Source organism: Streptococcus mitis, assembly GCF_023109235.1.
GTDB lineage: Bacteria > Bacillota > Bacilli > Lactobacillales > Streptococcaceae > Streptococcus > Streptococcus mitis_DA.
In genome coordinates this window covers 86,805-106,455 of sequence record NZ_JALDUC010000004.1, presented here as the reverse complement: position 1 = coordinate 106,455, position 19,651 = coordinate 86,805, and the positions used below count along the sequence as shown (strand labels likewise).

The following is a 19,651-nucleotide window of genomic DNA, read 5'->3' as shown; positions in this document are numbered from 1 at the left end:
ACGCAGCTAAGCAAGCCATCGACAACGCAACAACAAACGATGTAGTAACTCAAGCTAAAAACGATGGGGCAGCAAGTGTAGCTTCAGTTACTCCAGCAGCAGTAGTGAAGACAGCAGCTAAGCAATCCATCGACGAAGCTCTGAAAGCTAAGAATGATGAAATCGACGCTCGTACAGACCTAACAGATGAAGAGAAAGCTGCTGCTAAGTCAGAAGCAAAAGCTAAGGCTGACGCAGTGAAAGCAACCATCGACAACGCAACAACAAATGCAGAAGTAGAACAAGCTAAGGTGACTGGAACAACAGAAGTCACTTCAGTCAATCCAGAGGCGTTGACTAAGTCAGCAGCTAAGCAATCCATCGACGAAGCTTTGAAAGCTAAGACTGATGAGATAGACGCTCGTACAGACTTGACAGATGAGGAGAAAACTGCAGCTAAGGGAGACGCGAAAACAAAAGCTGACGCAGCGAAGACTGCAATCGACAACGCAACAACAAACGATGCAGTAACTCAAGTTAAAAACGATGGGGCAGCAAGTGTAGCTTCAGTGACTCCAGCAGCAGTAGCGAAGACGGAAGCTAAGCAAGCCATCGATGAAGCTCTTAAAGCTAAGAGTGCTGAGATAGACGCACGTACAGACTTAACAGACGAAGAGAAAACTGTGGCTAAATTAGATGCAAAAGCCAAAGCTGACGCAGCGAAAGCAACCATCGACAACGCAATAACAAATGCGGAGGTAGAACAAGCTAAGGTGACTGGAATAACAGAAGTAAAAGCAGTAGATCCACAACCAGAAGCTAAGACAGCAGCTAAGCAAGCCATCGATGATGCCCTAAAAGCTAAGAACGACGAGATAGACGCTCGTACAGATTTAACAGACGAAGAGAAAACTGCTGCTAAGTCAGAAGCAAAAGCTAAGGCCGACGCAGCAAAAGAAGTTATCGATAAAGCGACAACCAATGCAGAAGTTGACCAAGCAAAGTCAACTGGAATTGCAGAAGTCACTTCAGTAAATCCAGGTGCAGTGGCTAAGACAGAAGCTAAGCAAGCCATCGACGAAGCTCTGAAGGCTAAGAACGACGAAATCGACGCACGTACAGACTTAACAGATGAAGAGAAAGCTGCTGCTAAGTCAGAAGCAAAAGCTAAGGCTGACGCAGCAAAAGAAGCCATCGACAAAGCAACAACGAATGCAGCAGTCGACCAAGCTAAAACTAACGGAACTTTAGAAGTCACTTCAGTAAATCCAGAAGCAGTAGCGAAGACAGAAGCTAAGCAAGCCATCGACGATGCTTTGAAAGCTAAGACTGCCGAAATTGATGCTCGTACAGACTTAACAGATGAAGAGAAAACTGCAGCCAAAGCAGATGCAAAAGCCAAAGCTGACGCAGCAAAATCAGCCATAGATAAAGCAACAACGAATGCAGAAGTCTACCAATCTAAGTCAACTGGAATCACAGCAGTGACTTCAGTAAACCCAGAGGCAGTAGCGAAGACAGAAGCTAAGCAAGCCATCGACGAAGCGCTTAAATCTAAGACTGATGAAATCGACTCTCGTACAGACTTAACAGACGAAGAGAAAACCGCGGCTAAAGCAGAAGTAAAAGATAAGGCTGACGCAGCAAAATCAGCCATAGATAAAGCAACAAAGAATGCAGAAGTCGACCAATCTAAGTCAACTGGTATTGAAGAAGTAAACTCAGTCAATCCGATTGCACAAATTAGACCGGCAGTTGGAGCAAGTGCTGGAGTTCATGTAAACTCAGCTAATCCAACTTCTAAAGAAAAACCACAGGAAAAACAAGCAATAGACCAAGTATTGAAAACTGATGAAGCCAAAGCTAAAGTGAAAGATAGTGTAGCATCTACTATCTCACAACTTGAAAATGAGAATCAGCAAGTAGCTACTAATCAGCGTGTAGTGGCTAGAGAATTGCCAAATACAGGTACAACAGAATCCATAACAGCAATTGTTGCAGCAACAGCTAGTGCGATACTTGGTTTTGGTCTTATTGCTCGTCGTCGAAAAGAAGATGAAGAAGACAAATTAGAAAATCAGTAACGATTTCTAACAGTTGCAACTCCTTTTTTGAGACTAAGTAGATAATATTATTCTTAAAACTCTCCTAGAGCAAAATAGCTACTAGGAGAGTTTTTTCTCTAATCAGAAGATACGTGACGGGACTAAAAACAATCTCATCTGCTTTGCGGATGAGGGTTTTCTTATTTTGTGCTATACTTAAGATATGCATAGAAAAACAGTGATTGATTTTAGGGCTTTGGGCGAGAGATACACCTTTACCCAGCCTATTAAAGAGTTGAAAACGAGAAATGTAGCAGAAGTGGCAGATTTGCTGGTACAAGTGGAAAGCTACCAAGAGCAAGGCTACTATGTGGTGGGCTATGTCAGCTACGAGGCTGCACCTGCTTTTGAGGAGAAATTAGCAGTTCATAAAGCTCCTTTACTGGACGAGTATTTGCTTTACTTTACTGTTCACGATAGGGTGGAGACATCTCCTATTCCCCTGACTTATGATGAGGTTGATTTGCCTTCAAATTGGCAGGAAGTGACGTCTGAAGCAGATTATGAAAAGGCGATTGCTCAGATTCACCATCATTTGCGGCAGGGGGACACCTATCAGGTCAACTACACCGTCCAACTCAAGCAAAAATTAAGTGCCAATCCTTTTGCCATCTACAATCGTATGGTAGTAGAGCAGGAGGCGGGCTACAATGCTTATGTTGAACATGACGAGATGGCAGTGATTTCCATGAGTCCAGAACTCTTTTTTGAGCAAAATGACCGCGAGTTGACAACACGACCAATGAAGGGAACGACTCAGCGTGGGGTAACTGACCAAGAAGATCTTGAACAGGCCAGTTGGTTGGAGCAGGATTCTAAAAATCGCTCTGAAAATATGATGATTGTGGACCTCTTGCGCAATGACATGAACCGTATTTCTGAGGTGGGGAGTGAGCATGTAGAGCGTCTTTGCCAAGTGGAACAGTATTCAACGGTTTGGCAGATGACTTCGACCATCAAGAGTTGGTTGCGAGAGGATGTTGACCTTGTAGAGATATTCCGTTCTCTATTTCCTTGTGGTTCCATAACGGGAGCTCCGAAAATTGCGACTATGGAAATCATCAAGGACTTGGAGCCACAACCGCGCGGAGTCTACTGTGGAACGATTGGTCTCCTGCTTCCAAATGGACGACGAATTTTCAATGTTGCTATTCGGACCATTCAACTGCATCAAGGGAAAGCCATCTATGGAGTTGGCGGAGGCATTACATGGGATAGCACTTGTGAATCTGAATACCGAGAGGTTCATCAAAAGGCGGCAGTCCTTTATCGTAAACAAGCTCGCTTCCAACTGATTACAACTGGAAAAATCAGCCAAAAACAACTGCTGTTTGAAGAGCAACATATAGAAAGACTGAGAAAAGCAAGTCAATATTTTGCATATCCTTTTGATGCAGAAGACTTGAAACAAAAGATAGAGGAAGAGTGTCAGACTTGTGAAGCTAATCAAGATTACCGTTTGCGAATCAGTCTCAGCAAGTCTGGAGAGATTGAACTCAGTCGCCAAACCTTAACACCCCTTAGTCCAAGTTTCTGTCAAGCTCAACTTTGCCTACAAGAAGACAATTTGCAGCAAGCATTTACCTACTTCAAAACGAGTCATCGACCGCATTTAAACCTAGGGGAACAAGAGAAGATTTACCATAATGCAATAGGAGAACTGCTTGAAACTTCTATTGGTAATTTGATCTTGAAAATTTCTGGGAAACTCTACACACCGCCAGTCCGACTTGGTATCTTACCAGGAATTTATCGTCAGCATTTGCTGGAAAGAGGACAGGTAGAAGAGAAAGTCTTGACCTTGGCAGATTTAGTCCAAGCAGAAGCTATTTATGGCTGTAATGCAGTGAGAGGCTTGTATGAATTGAGCCTTGAGGAGAGCTAGGTGAAACTGATATTTTTACACGGGCTAGGGCAGTCAGCAGAGAGTTGGAAAGAAGTTCGGAATCTACTGACAGATTATCCTTCTGAGGCTATTGAGTTATTTCCTTCTGGAGTTAGCAACTATCAACAAGCTAAAGAGCGAGTTTATCAGCATCTAGCTCAAGAGACAGAACCTTTTATTTTGGTTGGATTGTCCTTAGGTGCTGTCCTTGCACTAGAACTTTCCAGTTATGATTTATCAAATCTTCGAGCTTTGGTTCTATCAGGATGCCCGCTAAAATTAGCAGGGAATATCCTATTTTATGTTCAATTGCTGATATTTAAATTACTTCCCAAAAGAGTATTTGAAAAACAGGGAGCAGACAAAGTTCTTATGGTCGGAGTTTCTGAGGAATTGAAGACACTTGATTTAACTGATATATCAAGAACTTGTCCTTATCCAACCTTACTAATTTGTGGCAGCAAAGATAAACCGAATCTTAGTTCTATGAGAAGTCTTCATAAACTAATATCAGAATCTCAATTTCAGATTATACCAGATGGTCCTCATGTCTTGAATGAAGCTAAACCAAAAGAGTTTGCTGAACAGATTAAACCTTTCCTTGAATTGCTGAAATAAGTTTGATAAAATAATAGTGAAATCGATAACATCGTTATAGGAGAACGAAATGAATAAACGTCTATTTTTAAAAATGAGTCTGGCTACCTTGCCAGTCTTAGCCTTGTTTTCACAACCTGTGTTAGCAGAAGAAAACATTCATTTTTCTAGTTGTAAAGAAGCTTGGGCGAATGGATACGCAGATATTCACGAGGGAGAACCTGGTTATTCTGCCAAGTTAGACCGCGATCATGATGGTGTGGCTTGCGAATTGAAAAATGCTCCTAAGGGTGCTTTTAAAGCAAAACAAGCGGCTACAACTCAAACTGATACAACTTCATCCACAGCAAGTGGTTGGGTTAAGCAGGACGGTTCTTGGTACTATTTTGATGGAAATGGAAATCCAGTGAAAAATGCATGGCAGGGAAGCTATTACCTGAAAGCTGATGGTAAAATGGCACAGAGTGAATGGATTTATGACTCTTCTTATCAAGCTTGGTATTATTTGAAATCAGATGGTTCTTATGCAAAAAATGCATGGCAAGGAGCTTATTACCTTAAATCAAACGGTAAAATGGCACAAGGTGAGTGGGTTTATGACTCTTCTTATCAAGCCTGGTATTACTTGAAATCAGATGGTTCTTATGCTCGCAATGCATGGCAAGGAAACTACTATTTGAAATCAGATGGTAAAATGGCTAAAAATGAGCGAGTTGATGGAGGCCGCTACTATGTAGATGCTTCAGGTCTATGGAAACCATAAGTAAGGATAAAATCTAGAAAGTTAATGCAAACCTTTGCATAAATGAGTGAATTTTGTTATACTATATCTGTAAGCATTTTCAATTAATTCATAATGAAAAAGGAGAATATGATGAGTCAAAAGATTATTGGGATTGACCTTGGTGGAACTTCTATCAAATTTGCAATCTTAACAACAGCAGGAGAAATCCAAGAAAAATGGTCTATCAAGACTAACATTTTGGATGAGGGAAGTCATATCGTAGATGATATGATTGAGTCTATTCAACATCGTTTGGACTTGCTTGGATTGGCAGCAGCAGACTTCCAAGGTATTGGGATGGGATCACCAGGTGTGGTTGACCGTGAAAAAGGGACTGTTATCGGTGCCTACAACCTCAACTGGAAAACCCTTCAACCAATTAAAGAGAAGATTGAAAAGGCCTTGGGTATTCCATTCTTCATCGATAATGATGCCAACGTAGCTGCTCTTGGTGAGCGTTGGATGGGGGCTGGTGATAACCAACCAGATGTTGTATTTATGACACTCGGTACTGGTGTTGGTGGCGGTATCGTCGCTGAAGGCAAATTGCTTCACGGTGTTGCTGGTGCAGCAGGTGAGCTTGGTCATATCACTGTTGACTTTGATCAACCAATCGCATGTACTTGCGGTAAGAAAGGTTGCCTTGAGACAGTTGCTTCAGCAACAGGGATTGTCAACTTGACTCGTCGCTATGCCGATGAATACGAAGGCGATGCAGCCTTGAAACGCTTGATTGATAATGGAGAAGAAGTAACCGCTAAGACTGTCTTTGATTTGGCAAAAGAAGGAGACGATCTTGCTTTGATCGTTTACCGTAACTTCTCACGTTACTTGGGAATCGCTTGTGCTAACATTGGTTCAATCTTAAACCCATCAACAATCGTCATCGGTGGTGGTGTGTCAGCTGCAGGAGAATTCCTTCTACAAGGCGTTCAAAAAGTGTACGATGAAAATACTTTCCCACAAGTACGCACATCCACTAAATTAGCTCTTGCAACTCTAGGAAATGACGCTGGAGTTATCGGAGCAGCATCACTTGTATTGCAATAAAATAAAAAAGGAGAAAATTGCTTTCCATAAGCGAGTGATTTTCCTCCTTTCTTTTTTTATGCTATACTAGTTAGGAAACAAATGAGGTGAGAGTAAATGACAAAAGCAGATACTATTTTTAAAGAAAATATTGAACGAATCCTCAAAGACGGTGTCTTTTCTGAGCAGGCCCGTCCCAAGTACAAGGATGGGACAGTTGCCAACTCTAAGTACGTAACGGGTGCCTTTGCAGAGTATGACTTGGCCAAGGGGGAATTCCCCATCACAACCTTGCGTCCTATTGCCATCAAATCAGCTATCAAGGAAGTTCTCTGGATCTACCAAGACCAGTCAAATAGCTTAGAGGTGCTTAATGACAAGTACAATGTTCACTACTGGAATGACTGGGAAGTGGGAGATACGGGAACTATTGGTGAGCGTTACGGGGCGGTCGTTAAGAAACACGACATCATCAATAAGCTTCTCAAACAGTTGGAAGCTAACCCTTGGAACCGCCGCAATATTATCTCTCTCTGGGATTATCAAGCTTTTGAGGAGACAGATGGGCTACTCCCATGCGCCTTTCAGACCATGTTTGATGTCCGCCGTGTAGATGGAGAAATCTATCTGGATGCAACCTTGACTCAGCGTTCGAATGATATGTTGGTGGCCCACCACATCAACGCTATGCAGTATGTGGCTCTTCAAATGATGATTGCCAAACATTTTGGCTGGAAGGTTGGGAAGTTCTTCTACTTCATCAACAATCTCCATATCTATGACAATCAATTTGAACAAGCAGAGGAATTGCTTCGTCGTGAGCCGTCAAACTGCCAACCACGTTTGGTCTTGAATGTACCAGATAAGACCAATTTCTTTGATATTAAAGCAGAAGATTTTGAGCTGGTGGATTATGACCCTGTCAAGCCGCAGCTGAAGTTTGACTTAGCTATTTAAAAGAGCCGAAAAAAGAAGTTGAGACAATAAATCCCAACTTCTTTTGTTTCTTAACGTGATACGCGGCGACGAGCTGCTTTTTTACGGTTTTCTTCGATGAAAGCTGCTTTTTGCTCTTCTGGTTCGATTACTTTCTTTTTGAATGCGTATACCGCACCTGCAACTGCAGCGACAGTTCCTGCGACACCTGTTACAAGACCTTTAGCGAATCCTTTAGCCATGAGTCTTCCTCCTTTATCTTCTTAATCAGCCAGCCTCCTCAAGAGGTCACATTTTTCTGACTGACCTTTTTGTGTTATAATAATAGTAACGAAAAAATGGGAATTTTTCAAGGAAAAAAGATGAAAACAAAAATAATTGTGATTGTTGGACCGACTGCAGTTGGAAAAACAGCCCTTGCCATCGAAGTTGCAAAGCGTTTTAATGGCGAAGTGGTTAGTGGAGATAGCCAGCAAGTCTATCGAGGTCTGGATATAGGGACGGCTAAGGCTAGTCCAGAAGAGCAGGCAGCTGTTCCTCATCATTTAATCGATGTTAGAGAGGTAACCGAGTCTTACTCGGCTTTTGATTTTGTTTCAGAAGCTAAGAAGGCTATTGAGGATATTCAAAGCCGTGGCAAGCTAGCTATTATTGCTGGTGGGACTGGGCTTTATATCCAGAGCTTGCTTGAAGGCTACCACCTAGGTGGTGAGACTCCTCATGAGGAGATTTTAGCTTATCGAGCTAGTTTGGAGCCATATTCAGATGAGGAATTAGCCCATTTGGTGGAGCAAGCAGACCTTGAGATTCCCCAGTTTAATCGTCGTCGTGCGATGCGTGCCTTGGAAATTGCCCATTTTGGTCAGGATTTGGAAAATAAAGAGAGTCTATATGAACCGCTGATTATCTGCTTGGACGATGAGCGCAGTCAGCTTTATGAGCGTATCAATCACCGAGTGGACCTGATGTTTGAAGCTGGACTTCTAGACGAAGCTAAGTGGTTGTTTGACCATTATCCAGATGTGCAGGCTGCTAAAGGGATTGGTTACAAGGAACTCTTTCCTTACTTCCGTGGAGAGCAGACCTTGGAGGATGCTAGTGAGAGTCTCAAACAGGCGACTCGTCGTTTTGCCAAACGTCAGTTGACCTGGTTCCGTAATCGCATGCAGGTGACCTTTTATCAGATTGGAGAAACTGGTGTAAAAGATCGCATTTTAAGCCAGATAGAGGAGTTTTTAGATGATTGAAACGGAGAAAAAAGAGGAACGGGTCCTGCTCATTGGTGTAGAATTGCAGGGCATGGACAATTTTGATCTCTCTATGGAAGAATTGGCCAGTTTAGCGAAAACAGCAGGGGCAGTCGTTGTAGATAGCTACAGACAAAAACGTGAAAAATATGATTCCAAGACCTTCGTCGGCTCTGGTAAGTTAGAAGAAATTGCGCTTATGGTGGATGCAGAAGAAATTACCACTGTCATCGTCAACAACCGTTTAACTCCACGGCAAAATGTCAATTTAGAAGAAGTTCTCGGTGTCAAGGTCATTGACCGTATGCAGTTGATTTTGGATATCTTTGCCATGCGAGCTCGAAGCCATGAAGGGAAGCTCCAAGTTCACCTAGCTCAGCTCAAATATCTCTTGCCTCGCTTGGTTGGTCAGGGAATTATGCTCAGTCGTCAGGCAGGGGGAATTGGTTCCCGTGGACCTGGTGAAAGCCAGCTGGAGCTGAATCGTCGTAGTGTTCGCAATCAAATTACGGATATCGAGCGCCAGCTCAAGGTGGTTGAGAAAAATCGGGCGACTGTCAGAGAAAAACGTTTGGAGTCAAGCACCTTTAAGATTGGTTTGATTGGTTACACCAATGCTGGGAAATCAACCATCATGAACACTTTGACCAGTAAGACACAGTATGAAGCAGACGAGCTCTTTGCGACTTTGGACGCGACAACTAAGAGTATCCATCTGGGAGGCAATCTCCAAGTAACTTTGACAGATACAGTTGGCTTTATTCAAGATTTGCCGACAGAGTTGGTGTCCAGTTTCAAGTCAACCTTGGAAGAAAGCAAGCATGTGGACCTTCTGGTTCATGTTATCGATACCAGCAATCCTTACCATGAGGAGCATGAAAAAACAGTCCTGTCCATCATGAAAGACCTGGACATGGAAGATATTCCTCGCTTGACCCTTTATAATAAAGCGGATTTGGTGGAGGATTTTACGCCGACCCAAACGCCTTATACCCTCATTTCTGCCAAGTCTGAGGATAGTCGTGAGAACTTGCAGACACTATTTTTAGAGAAAATCAAGGATATTTTTGAATCTTTTACCCTGCGCGTGCCTTTTTCTAAGTCCTACAAGATTCATGATTTAGAAAGTGTTGCGATTCTTGAAGAACGTGATTATCAGGAAGACGGCGAAGTGATTACAGGCTACATTTCCGAGAAAAATAAATGGAGGTTAGAGGAATTTTATGACTGATATTAAAACCTTGGCTCTAAAATATGGGGGCTATACAAGTCTGGATAAGGTCTATCTGGATCAACTTCTAGCTGGTAAAACAGAGCAAGAGCAGTTGGCACTGATCACTCCTCCGCCTAGCGTGGTCAATGCTTATTTTGCAGAACTCTACCAGAAAAAAAGTCCTGAGGCTGCGACGGATTATTTTGCGGAACTCAGTCAGGAACTGAATCTTTACAATACTGAGCCAAGTTTCACCCTAGAAAATAAGCCTTTTATTCGGCTTAATCTGTCGGGTAAATCCTTTGGTTTTTGTTATGAGAGTGAGGGTCTGGGTCGGATTTTCTCTGAAAATGAAGAGAAGATTTCGGATGACTTGCTTTTTGAAATTGCGCAAATTTTCCCCCATCAACTGGTCTTTGAAGAGTCTGGTAAGATTTACATGAAGGCTGTTGTAGATGAGGAAGTTGTTAGCATGGAGAGTCTCACAGCTTTGACTGATTTGGAAAGCTTGGCTGATGGTCGTAAACGTCTCAAAGCCTACAGTCAAGAGGATTTATTGCAAGAAGCTAGAGCTTTTACTGGCAAGCGCTATTTCCGATCGGAAAACCGCACAGCCATGTTATATATTGATTAATTAGAAAGTATCGAATGGATATTCAATTTTTAGGAACGGGGGCAGGTCAGCCCTCTAAAGCCCGCAATGTTTCCAGTCTCGCCCTGAAACTCTTGGACGAGATTAACGAAGTCTGGCTCTTTGACTGTGGAGAAGGTACGCAAAATCGCATTCTGGAAACCACAATTCGACCACGTAAGGTCAGCAAAATCTTTATTACCCACCTACATGGAGACCACATCTTTGGCTTGCCAGGTTTCCTTTCTAGCCGTGCCTTTCAGGCCAATGAAGAGCAGACAGATTTGGAAATCTATGGACCTCAGGGAATCAAGTCATTTGTCTTAACCAGCCTTCGTGTGTCAGGTTCTCGTCTGCCCTACCGCATTCATTTCCATGAGTTTGACCAAGATTCCCTTGGGAAAATCCTTGAGACCGATAAATTCACTGTGCATGCAGAGGAGTTGGACCACACTATTTTCTGCGTTGGCTATCGTGTCATGCAAAAGGACTTGGAAGGAACTTTAGATGCTGAAAAGCTCAAGGCAGCTGGAGTCCCATTTGGCCCACTTTTTGGGAAAATCAAGAACGGGCAGGATGTTGTTTTGGAAGATGGAACTGAAATCAAGGCAGCAGACTATATCTCAGCTCCACGTCCAGGTAAGATTATCACCATTCTGGGTGACACCCGAAAAACCAATGCTAGTGTGCGTCTGGCTGTCAATGCCGATGTCCTTGTCCATGAATCGACTTATGGCAAGGGTGATGAAAAAATTGCTCGTAACCATGGCCACTCTACTAACATGCAAGCTGCACAAGTAGCAGTAGAAGCAGGTGCAAAACGACTTTTGCTCAACCATATCAGTGCTCGCTTTCTATCAAAAGATATCAGCAAACTCAAGAAAGATGCTGCTAGCATTTTTGAAAATGTCCATGTGGTCAAAGACTTGGAGGAAGTGGAAATCTAGCAGTCACAGAAAGGATAAGTATGCCTACTATTCTCATTACTGGAGCTAGCGGTGGCCTGGCCCAAGAAATGGTTAAACTTCTGCCAAATGACCAACTCATCTTGCTTGGTAGAAATAAGGAAAAATTAGCCCAACTCTACGGAAATCATCCCCATGCAGAATTGATGGAAATCGATATTACCGATGACTCAGCCTTAGAATCTTTGGTAACTGACCTCTATCTCCGTTATGGCAAGATTGATGTCTTAATTAACAATGCTGGTTACGGGATTTTTGAGGAATTTGACCAAATTTCCGACCAAGATATTCACCAGATGTTTGAGGTCAATACCTTTGCCCTGATGAATCTATCTCGACGACTTGCGGCCCGTATGAAAGAGAGTCGAAAAGGCCATATCATCAATATCGTTAGCATGGCAGGTTTAATCGCTACTGGCAAGTCCAGTCTCTACTCAGCGACCAAGTTTGCGGCCATTGGTTTTTCAAATGCTCTGCGTCTCGAACTCATGCCCTATGGAGTCTATGTGACAACAGTCAATCCAGGACCAATCCGAACAGGATTTTTTGACCAAGCGGACCCAGATGGGACTTATCTTAAGTCGGTTGACCGTTTCTTGCTAGAACCAGATACAGTGGCTAAAAAGATTGTCAAGATTATAGGAAAAAACAAACGAGAACTCAACCTCCCGATTTTGTTGAACCTAGCCCATAAGTTTTATACTCTCTTTCCCAAGCTAGCAGATAAGTTGGCAGGGGAAACTTTTAATTATAAATAAAAAAAGTTGTTCCTAAAATGGAGCAACTTTTTTGACGATTAGAACAAATCAATACCAGTCTTATTTAATGCGTGGCAATGATAAGTGAAGGCGTTGATAAAATTAGAGTAGTATTGCTGATCAATAAATTTTGCGCTTTGAAGATAATTAAATAGATTTTTGGCTAAGGGAATAGCCTCAGGTTTATTCCATCTAAATTGATTGTAAACATGTTCAACTTCTAAAAACATGAGGGGAATAGCCAGATAGCCTCGTTCGAAGGTCTGAAGTGATTTAATTTTTTTAATAATATCATCAGCCTTTTGATAGTAACCCAGTTCAGAGAAATATTTTGCAGAGAAAGTAAGAGCATTTAAGATACGGATGTAGGTGTCAGTATTTGCACTTTCTTTGTACATAAGTAGTAATTGTTTGGTCATATGGTCAATGAGTTCCATCGGACAATGATTGACGATAACACGATAAATTTCAAGTTCGATACTATTAAAGACATCAGATTTCATTAAATGATTGATAATGTTTTGAATTCTGGCAACAGTTTCTGGACTCTTTGATATGCTTGGATAATGTCTTAATTTAATAGATTTAAAAATCATTTCTGCTTGAAGTGGATTGTCTTTTAGGTAGACATCAAATAATTTTTCGTATTCTTCAATATAAGTGAGGATATCTTCTTCATGGACCACATGCTTACCAAATTCAATAGCTGGTAATTCTAAACAGTCCCCACCTTTATTTGCAAAGGCGAGAACAAAATCATTCCATTCAACTCCGATAACAATTAATAATTTGGCAAAGTTTTCAAGTGAAATTCCTTTGTCTCCTTTTTCAAATTGACTAAGGAACTGTGGCGATACGATATCTGATGCTGCTTCCTTTAGGCTGAGTCCTCGTGCTTCGCGTAGGTACTTAAATGTAGCTCCAAATGGATATAGGTTTTCCATAAATAGTCTCCTTATATACTTCTAAGACTATTATACAAAAATTTAGAGTAAAAAATGGAGAAAGAAAACTATAGTTACAAAATATTAGAATTCTATGCTATTTTTTGTTTTTATGAACAAGATTGAAACTATAGTTTAAATGGCTAAAAAATTAAATATCTATTATGGTATGATAAGGGAGAGAATAGCTAATAAAGCTGGCTTGTTATACTAGTATAACAAGGATTGACTTACCACTCAATCCTATTCTATTAGCCATCAAAGGAGAAAATGCTATGGGGAAAACTTAAACACTTGACACTAGAAAAATATCATATTTACTTTTAAGGTTATAAGACAATTATCAAAAATTTTTAGAAAAATAGAAATATATAAGGAGTTTTGTTATGAAAAACAGAAAAATGTTGGCCTCTTCTTTACTAGCTGGTGCTTTATTGTCAGTAGGTTATGTAGCTTCTAAACCGACAGAAGTTCACGCTTTAACAGATATGAGTGTCAAGGATACTCAAAATCCCTTGAAAATCAACTTGATAGCCACTACTGGGAATCCGTTTTATTCAGGAAGTGTGCTGGTAGATATTCAAAGAAATTCTTCTAATGATAATCCATCTTTGTACTATGATTTAGTTAATGAAGATACAGGGGCTATTGTAGCTAGTTATAGCTTTAATAGTTTTGGGAATCAAACTAGAAGTCAAGACCATGTTTGGTTACTATATGCTGAAGATGGAAGATATCATATTGATGTTTATAGTCAAGGTGACTTTGGGAAACGATATTTTGGTCGGTCAGAAGTATTTAAAGTATCAAACAAAGAATATGTACCCATAACAAATTCAGAGACACCTAAAGCTACTGAAACTCCAAAACAATCTACTAACTCTAACTCAGGTCAGACTGGTTGGTCAGGTTCTTCTTACTACAAAGCTGGTGTGAAAGTAGTCAATCAATGGATTTTTGATGTTCAGTATAATTCATACTTCTACCTAAATGCTTCAGGTAACTTTGTTCAAAATGCTTGGTCAGGCAACTACTACCTTAAGTCAGGTGGCTATATGGCTAAAAGCGAGTGGATTTACGATAAAAACTATAGTTCATACTATTATCTAACATCTGAGGGTAGCTATGCTCGTAACACTTGGGTAGGTAGCTATTATCTTAAATCAAATGGTAAAATGGCTAAGAGCGAATGGGTTTATGATAGCAGCTATAGCTCTTACTATTACTTAACATCAGAAGGAAGCTATGCTCGTAACACATGGGTAGGTGACTACTATCTCAAGTCAAATGGTAAGATGGCAGTTAACGAACGTACACCAGATGGCTACAAAGTAGATGGCTCAGGTAAGTGGGTAAAATAAAATTTTTTTGAACTGGGAGAAAAGGGAAAATAATGGAAAAACATGAAAACCAAATGAACGAAGAGGTAATCGTAGAAAAAGTCGAAGATACTGAAGAAGTGACCGTAGAAAAAGTCGATGAGACTACGGAAAGAATGGAAGAATCAATTAATGAAGTAGTTACAGAGAAGCCTGATAAAGTAGAAGCACTCAAAAAAGAGGCGTCAATTTTTGTAGAAAAAGCTGGAAAACAAATCGAAAATCTAGATATGAATGGTCTCATTGAAAAGATTAAAAAACTATTTGAAACAAAACCTCTACAATCTATCGGGATAAGCCTAGCTATCTTTCTTGTTCTGTTCTTTGGAATTCGTAAATTAACCAGTGATCCCTTAGATGGAACTTATGAAATTTTAACAAGACGTGATCATTTAGTCATGGTGATTAAAGGAAATGCTGGGACCGTCACCTCTGAAGATTCAGACGGAGACAAAGAAAAAAGATTAGTGAAAATTAATAAACAAAAGAAAGTATTGACAATAACAGACGATGAAGGAAGAGAAATAGGAAAAACAAAATATATGTTAAAAGATAAAGAACTCTATCTTCAAGAGCCAGATCAAACCTTTAACCGAGTAAAATAGACTACACATTAACAGCCTAAGCCAGTACCTTAAAAGCTACTGGCTTAGGAAATTGTATAAAAGGAGAATATGAATGAAATTCAAAAAATTAATAACTTTAGCTAGTTTAGTAGGGCTGATTGTTTTTCTTGCGACTACTGTAGTTGCCTGTGGTTCAAAATCTGAAAACACAGAAACTAAAACTGCACAAGTTGAAAAAAACAAAGAAAAAGAAAAAAAAGAAGCGTTAGACAAAGCTAAATCGTATGATAAAAGTCTTAACCTTTCTTACAATGCTATGGAAAAAAATTGTTGGAAGAAGACTTTTCTGAAGAGGCTATAAAATACGCACTTAATAACGTGGGTATTGATTGGAAGCAAAATGCATTGGAAAAAGCTAAAGAGTATGCTAAAACTCCTCTCGTTTCAAGAAAAGTTATTAAAGAAAAGTTAGACTACGAAGACGGATTTGATGACCCAGAAGTCAACTACGCTATTGATAATGTAGATGTTGATTGGAAAAAAGCTGCAATAGAAAAAGCTAAGGACTATGCTAAAAACAACCACTTATCAAGTTTCAACACCGAGAGTGAGTTACAAAGAGAAAATCGCTTTACACCTGAAGAGGCAAAATACGCAGTAGAAAATGCAGGTATTGATTGGAAGGAAATCGCGCTAGAAAGAGCTAAAGAGTTGAAACAATCTGCGCCAGAACCAGACTTTGCAATTTCCGATACCAGAGATGGACTCCAAAGCGAACAATTTAGGGATGAAGAGGTCAAGTATGCAATGGACAACTTGAAAAAATAAAAAAGAGGTGGCGACCTCTTTTTTATTATTTCTCTTTCACAATTTCACCATCTACTTTATCAAAGCCTATTGCATTTCCTTTAGAAACTTCGGTAATGAGTAAATCTCCAGAAGAAACGACGCTGGAAGTGTATGCAATATATCCGGCATAGTATTTATCGCGAATTTGTCCACTAGTTAGAGATACGTAAGTAAGGTAAGATGGTTTATTTTCATCGTTAACATATAATTTTATCTCTTCTTTTGTAGTGTTATTCCCTGATCCATCTGTTATCGCCTTAGCTTTAACTTTATCGATTTCAAAACTTCTTTTTGATCTTTCTTCAGCTAATTTTCTAACTTCATTGATGTTTTTGCCTACAACTTCATCCATATGAAGCTCTACGGCTGCACCAACAGTCCCTCCGCCTATTTCGTACCCGTTCAGTTTTCCTCCTTTTGTGATATAGACGTAGTTTATTCTTTCATCTTTTCCAGGTAATGCATCATCATTAGAATCGATCACACTATAGAAAACTCTCTCTTGATTGTCGTTCATTAACTGAACGATACCTTTTCCTTTTGTATCCATAGATGATGAACAAGCTGCTAAACTAGCGCTAGCAAGTAGTGCACCTAATAACAACAATCCATTTCTGTTTCTCATAACAAAACTCCTTATATATTTCTATGTTTCAAAAATTTTATGATAACTATGAAAGTAAATATGATATTTTTCTAGTGTCAATCCTTTAAGTTCTTCTCATGTCATTTTCTCCTTTGATAGCTGATAGAATAGGATTGAGTGGTAAGTCAATCCTTGTTATACTAGTATAACAAGCTTCCTTTTTAGCTATTCTTTACCTTATCATACCATAATAGATATTTAAATTTTTCGCTATTTAAACTATAGTTTCAATCTTGTTCATAAAAATAAAAAATAGCATAGAATTCTAGTATTTTGTAACTATAGTTTTCTTTCTCCATTTTTTTCTCTAAATTTTTGTCTAATAGTTTTAGAAGTATGTAAGGAGATTATTTATGGAAAATCTATACCCATTTGGAGCTACATTTAAGTACCTGCGTGAAGCACGAGGGCTCAGCCTAAAGGAAGCTGCCTCAGATATTGTATCACCACAGTTCCTAAGTCAATTTGAAAAAGGAGACAAAGGAATATCACTTGAAAACTTTGCTAAATTGTTAATTGTCATAGGAGCTTTAGAAAATTTCAAAGCTGATAATATGAAAGAACTAGTAAATTTATATGATGATACAAAATATAAAGAATTACAGTTGAACTATCAGAAAGAAATGCTACAGTTACAAAGGGAACAATATATTGATACAAAGAAAATGCTTCAAGCATTAAGATATAACAATTATGTTCAAACGTTACAATTACAGCAGTTAGATGGAATCCGTAGAAATACAGAAGAAGCAGTTGATTACTTGAGAAATTTACATGTCCAAGAAAATCATTATCACACGCATAACCATTACCATCAAAATAATATTTATTAATTTATATAGGTGAAATTAAAATTAGAAATAATATGAAGAAAATTATAAAAATAATTACCTGTTTGTATTTATTTTGCGGCCTATTTTCATTTGTGAAGTCAGCCCAAGCTGACAGTACTGACTACAACCAACTATTGCCACAAATTACTGAGAAGTGGGAGAGTAAACAGCTATTTGAAAATAATGCAAATAGACTTGGTTACGCTTTGATGGATATTGATAAAAATGGGACGGATGAGTTATTAATCGGTATAACTAATGGTGAAAAATGGGAACTGTTTGAAGTATATTATATGAATGGTAATACTCCAACTCCCTTATTTGATAGATTTTGGGATACAAGTCTTAGAATGGGGACAGTTATTAATACCTACACAGATGGCAGTATTATAGTGTTCGAAAGTTCTCCAGGGATTATGTCATATAGATTGTTCCAACTTTCTAAAGAAAATAAGGAGCCAACGTTAATTAAAAAAAGTGAATTTAGAGCAGGAGAAGGTGACTTAGATGAATTAAACCTTGACTCTAAAACAAAGATAGATACCTCAGCTATTGAATATACTTCTCTAAATCTCCCGATTATTGGAGATAATATGGATCCTAATCCCCCTATGCCCAAGTACTTTGTCGATGCTAAAATTGGAGATGAAATTCCTTTGCCATCTGAGTTGGTAGGTATTTGGATTAATAAGGAGCCAAATAATGGTACTAAGCCTGGTAGAGCTTCAACACTTATTTTGGGAGAGGATGGAAGCTACACTGGAACCTTTAAAGATGGAGATATTATAGGGAAGTTATCTCGTCTTAAAAAAGTGAGTGAGAACGGATTTATTGTCTTAAAAGATAATCAGGAGGGGCAAGCGTTTGCTTTTAGTGTCGGTTTAGGTGGAGGTTTGCCTCCTGGTGAGCGAATTGATTTAGGAATGGTATTGGAGGGACGGACTTTATATTCTGTGTCATGGCGAGTCAAAGAAGGAGCAGAAGACTACTCCAAACCGACTAAACAAGTAGCCTTTGTAAATCCAACTTATGGTCCTAAGAAAATCGAGAAAAAGGTAGAGCAAGAAGTAGCGAAACAAGGCGATACAGCAGCAGAATCAACTCAAGATAGTAGTGAGGAGACAAAGCCAGAAGAGAAACTATTCGGAAACAATCCAGTGTTTATCATTGTTGCAGGAGCTGGACTTGTCCTTGTTGTAATCCTATCTATATTTTGGTTTAAAAAATAAGATTTTATGAAATCCCCTTGATTTACTATTAGAGAAAAAACCTCAAAAACTAGGGTTGAAAGCTAGTTTTTGAGGTTTTTAGGTTATTCGATTTAGAGTGATTCTCAACTATCAAACTGGACTTCTTCTAGTAGATAGTCGATAAAGCGTTCGCCCATCTTGGATAGGCTGGTTTTTTCATGCTGGATATAGACCAGCTCAATGGGGTCATCAATGTCCAGTGGGATGGAAACGATGTTATCTCCGTTAAGATTACTGTTCAAAATCCCCGTCGCAATGGTGTAACCATCTAAACCGATCAAGAGATTAAAGAGGGTAGCACGGTCACTGACCACGATGGATTTCTTGTGGTGTTCTTGGGAAAGAATCTCTTCTGAAAAGTAGAAGGAATTGTGCGTTCCCTGATCATAGCTTAGGTAAGGGAAGTTTTCCAAATCAGACAGTTTGACCTTGTCTTTCTTTGCCAGAGGATTGGTCTTGCTGACAAAGATATGGGGCTGGGCGGTGAAGAGATGGTGAGCTAGCAGGTGGTTGTCATCCAGCATTTTGGTCAGTACATCACGGTTGTAGCTGTTTAGGAAGAGGACACCGACCTCACTACGGAAGTTCTTGACGTCGTCGATAATCTCCCAAGTCCGCGTTTCACGAAGAAAAAGCTCGTATTTTTCCATATCACTTTTCTTAAGTAGCGATACAAAGGCGTTGACCACAAAGGCATAGTGTTGAGAGGAAACGCTAAAGAGTTCGCGGTGGGCAACAGGATTTTTATAGCGTTCTTCTAGAAGCTGAGTTTGCTCAACGACCTGACGGGCATAGGAGAGAAACTCCATCCCATCACGGGTCAAGGTAATACCCTTGGGATTGCGGATAAAGATCTCAATGCCCATCTCATTTTCCAAATCTCTCACAGCATTGGAAAGACTAGGCTGAGTGATAAAGAGCTGTTTGGCTGCTTCATTCATGGAGCCAGTTTCGACGATTTTGATAATATAATGTAATTGTTGAATTCTCATGTTTTTATTGTACCACACTTGCGTCAGAATCGCCAAGGAAGATAGGAAAATCAGGAGCTTTGT

The 19,651-nt window shown here is 39.8% G+C and carries 20 protein-coding genes and 1 pseudogene; 17 read left to right on the top strand and 4 right to left on the bottom strand.

Annotated features, from left to right (window positions below):
* From M1F55_RS03815 to M1F55_RS03790, 6 genes and pseudogenes are all read left to right on the top strand, one after another.
* Positions 1-2,063, top strand: a 2,063-nt coding sequence (locus M1F55_RS03815) for a DUF1542 domain-containing protein (protein WP_247947297.1), incomplete at its 5' end; no start/stop codon positions are given.
* 184 nt (positions 2,064-2,247) lie between these two features.
* A complete protein-coding gene (gene pabB / locus M1F55_RS03810; protein ID WP_247947296.1) occupies positions 2,248-3,969 on the top strand; it encodes an aminodeoxychorismate synthase component I in 1,722 nt (573 codons plus the stop codon).
* Positions 3,970-4,587 carry an alpha/beta fold hydrolase gene (locus M1F55_RS03805; protein WP_247947295.1) on the top strand — a complete coding sequence of 206 codons (618 nt, stop codon included), beginning with the start codon at positions 3,970-3,972 and terminating at the stop codon, positions 4,585-4,587. It begins immediately after the preceding gene.
* Positions 4,588-4,636: 49 nt separating this feature from the next.
* A pseudogene (locus M1F55_RS03800) lies at positions 4,637-5,323 on the top strand (excalibur calcium-binding domain-containing protein); the annotation flags it as partial.
* Between the two features lie 117 nt (positions 5,324-5,440).
* Positions 5,441-6,400, top strand: coding sequence for an ROK family glucokinase (locus tag M1F55_RS03795; RefSeq protein WP_031227726.1), 960 nt, complete (start codon positions 5,441-5,443; stop codon positions 6,398-6,400).
* 96 nt (positions 6,401-6,496) lie between these two features.
* Positions 6,497-7,336 carry a thymidylate synthase gene (locus M1F55_RS03790; RefSeq protein WP_219966832.1) on the top strand — a complete coding sequence of 280 codons (840 nt, stop codon included), beginning with the start codon at positions 6,497-6,499 and terminating at the stop codon, positions 7,334-7,336.
* A 50-nt stretch (positions 7,337-7,386) separates the two neighbouring features.
* Here M1F55_RS03790 and M1F55_RS03785 read toward each other — a convergent pair whose 3' ends face one another.
* Entirely contained in the window at positions 7,387-7,557 is a 171-nt protein-coding gene (locus M1F55_RS03785) for a DUF3042 family protein (RefSeq protein WP_001051780.1), read from the bottom strand.
* A gap of 120 nt (positions 7,558-7,677) precedes the next feature.
* Here M1F55_RS03785 and miaA point away from each other — a divergent pair, with 120 nt between their 5' ends.
* From miaA to M1F55_RS03760, 5 genes are read left to right on the top strand one after another with little or no spacing between them, the layout of a single operon-like run.
* The gene (miaA, locus tag M1F55_RS03780) at positions 7,678-8,562 is read left to right on the top strand and encodes a tRNA (adenosine(37)-N6)-dimethylallyltransferase MiaA (RefSeq protein WP_049502382.1); all 885 of its coding nucleotides are present in this window, start codon (positions 7,678-7,680) and stop codon (positions 8,560-8,562) included.
* On the top strand, positions 8,555-9,793 hold the full coding sequence (gene hflX, locus M1F55_RS03775) for a GTPase HflX (RefSeq protein ID WP_000573171.1): 1,239 nt from the start codon (positions 8,555-8,557) through the stop codon (positions 9,791-9,793). The genes miaA and hflX overlap by 8 nt, the downstream gene beginning before the upstream one ends.
* The gene (locus tag M1F55_RS03770; RefSeq protein WP_000129696.1) at positions 9,786-10,409 is read left to right on the top strand and encodes a cystathionine beta-lyase; all 624 of its coding nucleotides are present in this window, start codon (positions 9,786-9,788) and stop codon (positions 10,407-10,409) included. The genes hflX and M1F55_RS03770 overlap by 8 nt, the downstream gene beginning before the upstream one ends.
* A gap of 14 nt (positions 10,410-10,423) precedes the next feature.
* Positions 10,424-11,353: a ribonuclease Z gene (gene rnz, locus M1F55_RS03765; RefSeq protein WP_000354330.1), complete on the top strand. Its 930-nt coding sequence runs from the start codon at positions 10,424-10,426 to the stop codon at positions 11,351-11,353.
* 20 nt (positions 11,354-11,373) lie between these two features.
* Complete coding sequence (locus M1F55_RS03760; RefSeq protein WP_247947294.1) at positions 11,374-12,129, top strand: SDR family NAD(P)-dependent oxidoreductase; 756 nt, start codon at positions 11,374-11,376, stop codon at positions 12,127-12,129.
* 38 nt (positions 12,130-12,167) lie between these two features.
* Here M1F55_RS03760 and M1F55_RS03755 read toward each other — a convergent pair whose 3' ends face one another.
* Positions 12,168-13,073, bottom strand: coding sequence for a helix-turn-helix domain-containing protein (locus M1F55_RS03755; protein WP_033685342.1), 906 nt, complete (start codon positions 13,071-13,073; stop codon positions 12,168-12,170).
* A gap of 386 nt (positions 13,074-13,459) precedes the next feature.
* On the opposite strand from M1F55_RS03755, the gene M1F55_RS03750 reads away from it, so the two are divergent.
* The 4 genes from M1F55_RS03750 to M1F55_RS03735 all read left to right on the top strand — a co-directional run bounded on the left by M1F55_RS03750 (position 13,460) and on the right by M1F55_RS03735 (position 15,846).
* Positions 13,460-14,434, top strand: coding sequence for a choline-binding protein C (locus M1F55_RS03750; RefSeq protein WP_247947293.1), 975 nt, complete (start codon positions 13,460-13,462; stop codon positions 14,432-14,434).
* Positions 14,435-14,466: 32 nt separating this feature from the next.
* Positions 14,467-15,057: a hypothetical protein gene (locus M1F55_RS03745; protein WP_024056545.1), complete on the top strand. Its 591-nt coding sequence runs from the start codon at positions 14,467-14,469 to the stop codon at positions 15,055-15,057.
* Positions 15,058-15,130: 73 nt separating this feature from the next.
* Positions 15,131-15,379 (top strand): hypothetical protein, encoded by a 249-nt coding sequence (locus tag M1F55_RS03740; protein ID WP_150922285.1) that lies wholly within the window; start codon positions 15,131-15,133, stop codon positions 15,377-15,379.
* Positions 15,349-15,846 carry an Ltp family lipoprotein gene (locus M1F55_RS03735; RefSeq protein ID WP_191962383.1) on the top strand — a complete coding sequence of 166 codons (498 nt, stop codon included), beginning with the start codon at positions 15,349-15,351 and terminating at the stop codon, positions 15,844-15,846. The genes M1F55_RS03740 and M1F55_RS03735 overlap by 31 nt, the downstream gene beginning before the upstream one ends.
* A gap of 25 nt (positions 15,847-15,871) precedes the next feature.
* Here the strand turns inward: M1F55_RS03735 and M1F55_RS03730 are convergent, their stop codons facing one another.
* Positions 15,872-16,492: a hypothetical protein gene (locus M1F55_RS03730; RefSeq protein ID WP_024056543.1), complete on the bottom strand. Its 621-nt coding sequence runs from the start codon at positions 16,490-16,492 to the stop codon at positions 15,872-15,874.
* A 374-nt stretch (positions 16,493-16,866) separates the two neighbouring features.
* Here M1F55_RS03730 and M1F55_RS09080 point away from each other — a divergent pair, with 374 nt between their 5' ends.
* A complete protein-coding gene (locus M1F55_RS09080; RefSeq protein ID WP_024057689.1) occupies positions 16,867-17,346 on the top strand; it encodes a helix-turn-helix domain-containing protein in 480 nt (159 codons plus the stop codon).
* Between the two features lie 32 nt (positions 17,347-17,378).
* Entirely contained in the window at positions 17,379-18,575 is a 1,197-nt protein-coding gene (locus M1F55_RS03720; RefSeq protein ID WP_247947292.1) for a hypothetical protein, read from the top strand.
* Between the two features lie 104 nt (positions 18,576-18,679).
* Here M1F55_RS03720 and M1F55_RS03715 read toward each other — a convergent pair whose 3' ends face one another.
* Entirely contained in the window at positions 18,680-19,588 is a 909-nt protein-coding gene (locus M1F55_RS03715; RefSeq protein WP_001222592.1) for a LysR family transcriptional regulator, read from the bottom strand.
* Positions 19,589-19,651 lie beyond the last annotated feature (63 nt).

Coding starts and splice junctions, on each gene's coding strand:
- pabB (WP_247947296.1), top strand. CDS start 2,248: ATGCATAGAAAAACAGTGATTGATTTTAGGGCTTTGGGCGAGAGATAC.
- M1F55_RS03795 (WP_031227726.1), top strand. CDS start 5,441: ATGAGTCAAAAGATTATTGGGATTGACCTTGGTGGAACTTCTATCAAA.
- M1F55_RS03790 (WP_219966832.1), top strand. CDS start 6,497: ATGACAAAAGCAGATACTATTTTTAAAGAAAATATTGAACGAATCCTC.
- M1F55_RS03785 (WP_001051780.1), bottom strand. CDS start 7,557: ATGGCTAAAGGATTCGCTAAAGGTCTTGTAACAGGTGTCGCAGGAACT.
- miaA (WP_049502382.1), top strand. CDS start 7,678: ATGAAAACAAAAATAATTGTGATTGTTGGACCGACTGCAGTTGGAAAA.
- hflX (WP_000573171.1), top strand. CDS start 8,555: ATGATTGAAACGGAGAAAAAAGAGGAACGGGTCCTGCTCATTGGTGTA.
- M1F55_RS03770 (WP_000129696.1), top strand. CDS start 9,786: ATGACTGATATTAAAACCTTGGCTCTAAAATATGGGGGCTATACAAGT.
- rnz (WP_000354330.1), top strand. CDS start 10,424: ATGGATATTCAATTTTTAGGAACGGGGGCAGGTCAGCCCTCTAAAGCC.
- M1F55_RS03760 (WP_247947294.1), top strand. CDS start 11,374: ATGCCTACTATTCTCATTACTGGAGCTAGCGGTGGCCTGGCCCAAGAA.
- M1F55_RS03755 (WP_033685342.1), bottom strand. CDS start 13,073: ATGGAAAACCTATATCCATTTGGAGCTACATTTAAGTACCTACGCGAA.
- M1F55_RS03750 (WP_247947293.1), top strand. CDS start 13,460: ATGAAAAACAGAAAAATGTTGGCCTCTTCTTTACTAGCTGGTGCTTTA.
- M1F55_RS03745 (WP_024056545.1), top strand. CDS start 14,467: ATGGAAAAACATGAAAACCAAATGAACGAAGAGGTAATCGTAGAAAAA.
- M1F55_RS03740 (WP_150922285.1), top strand. CDS start 15,131: ATGAAATTCAAAAAATTAATAACTTTAGCTAGTTTAGTAGGGCTGATT.
- M1F55_RS03730 (WP_024056543.1), bottom strand. CDS start 16,492: ATGAGAAACAGAAATGGATTGTTGTTATTAGGTGCACTACTTGCTAGC.
- M1F55_RS09080 (WP_024057689.1), top strand. CDS start 16,867: ATGGAAAATCTATACCCATTTGGAGCTACATTTAAGTACCTGCGTGAA.
- M1F55_RS03720 (WP_247947292.1), top strand. CDS start 17,379: ATGAAGAAAATTATAAAAATAATTACCTGTTTGTATTTATTTTGCGGC.
- M1F55_RS03715 (WP_001222592.1), bottom strand. CDS start 19,588: ATGAGAATTCAACAATTACATTATATTATCAAAATCGTCGAAACTGGC.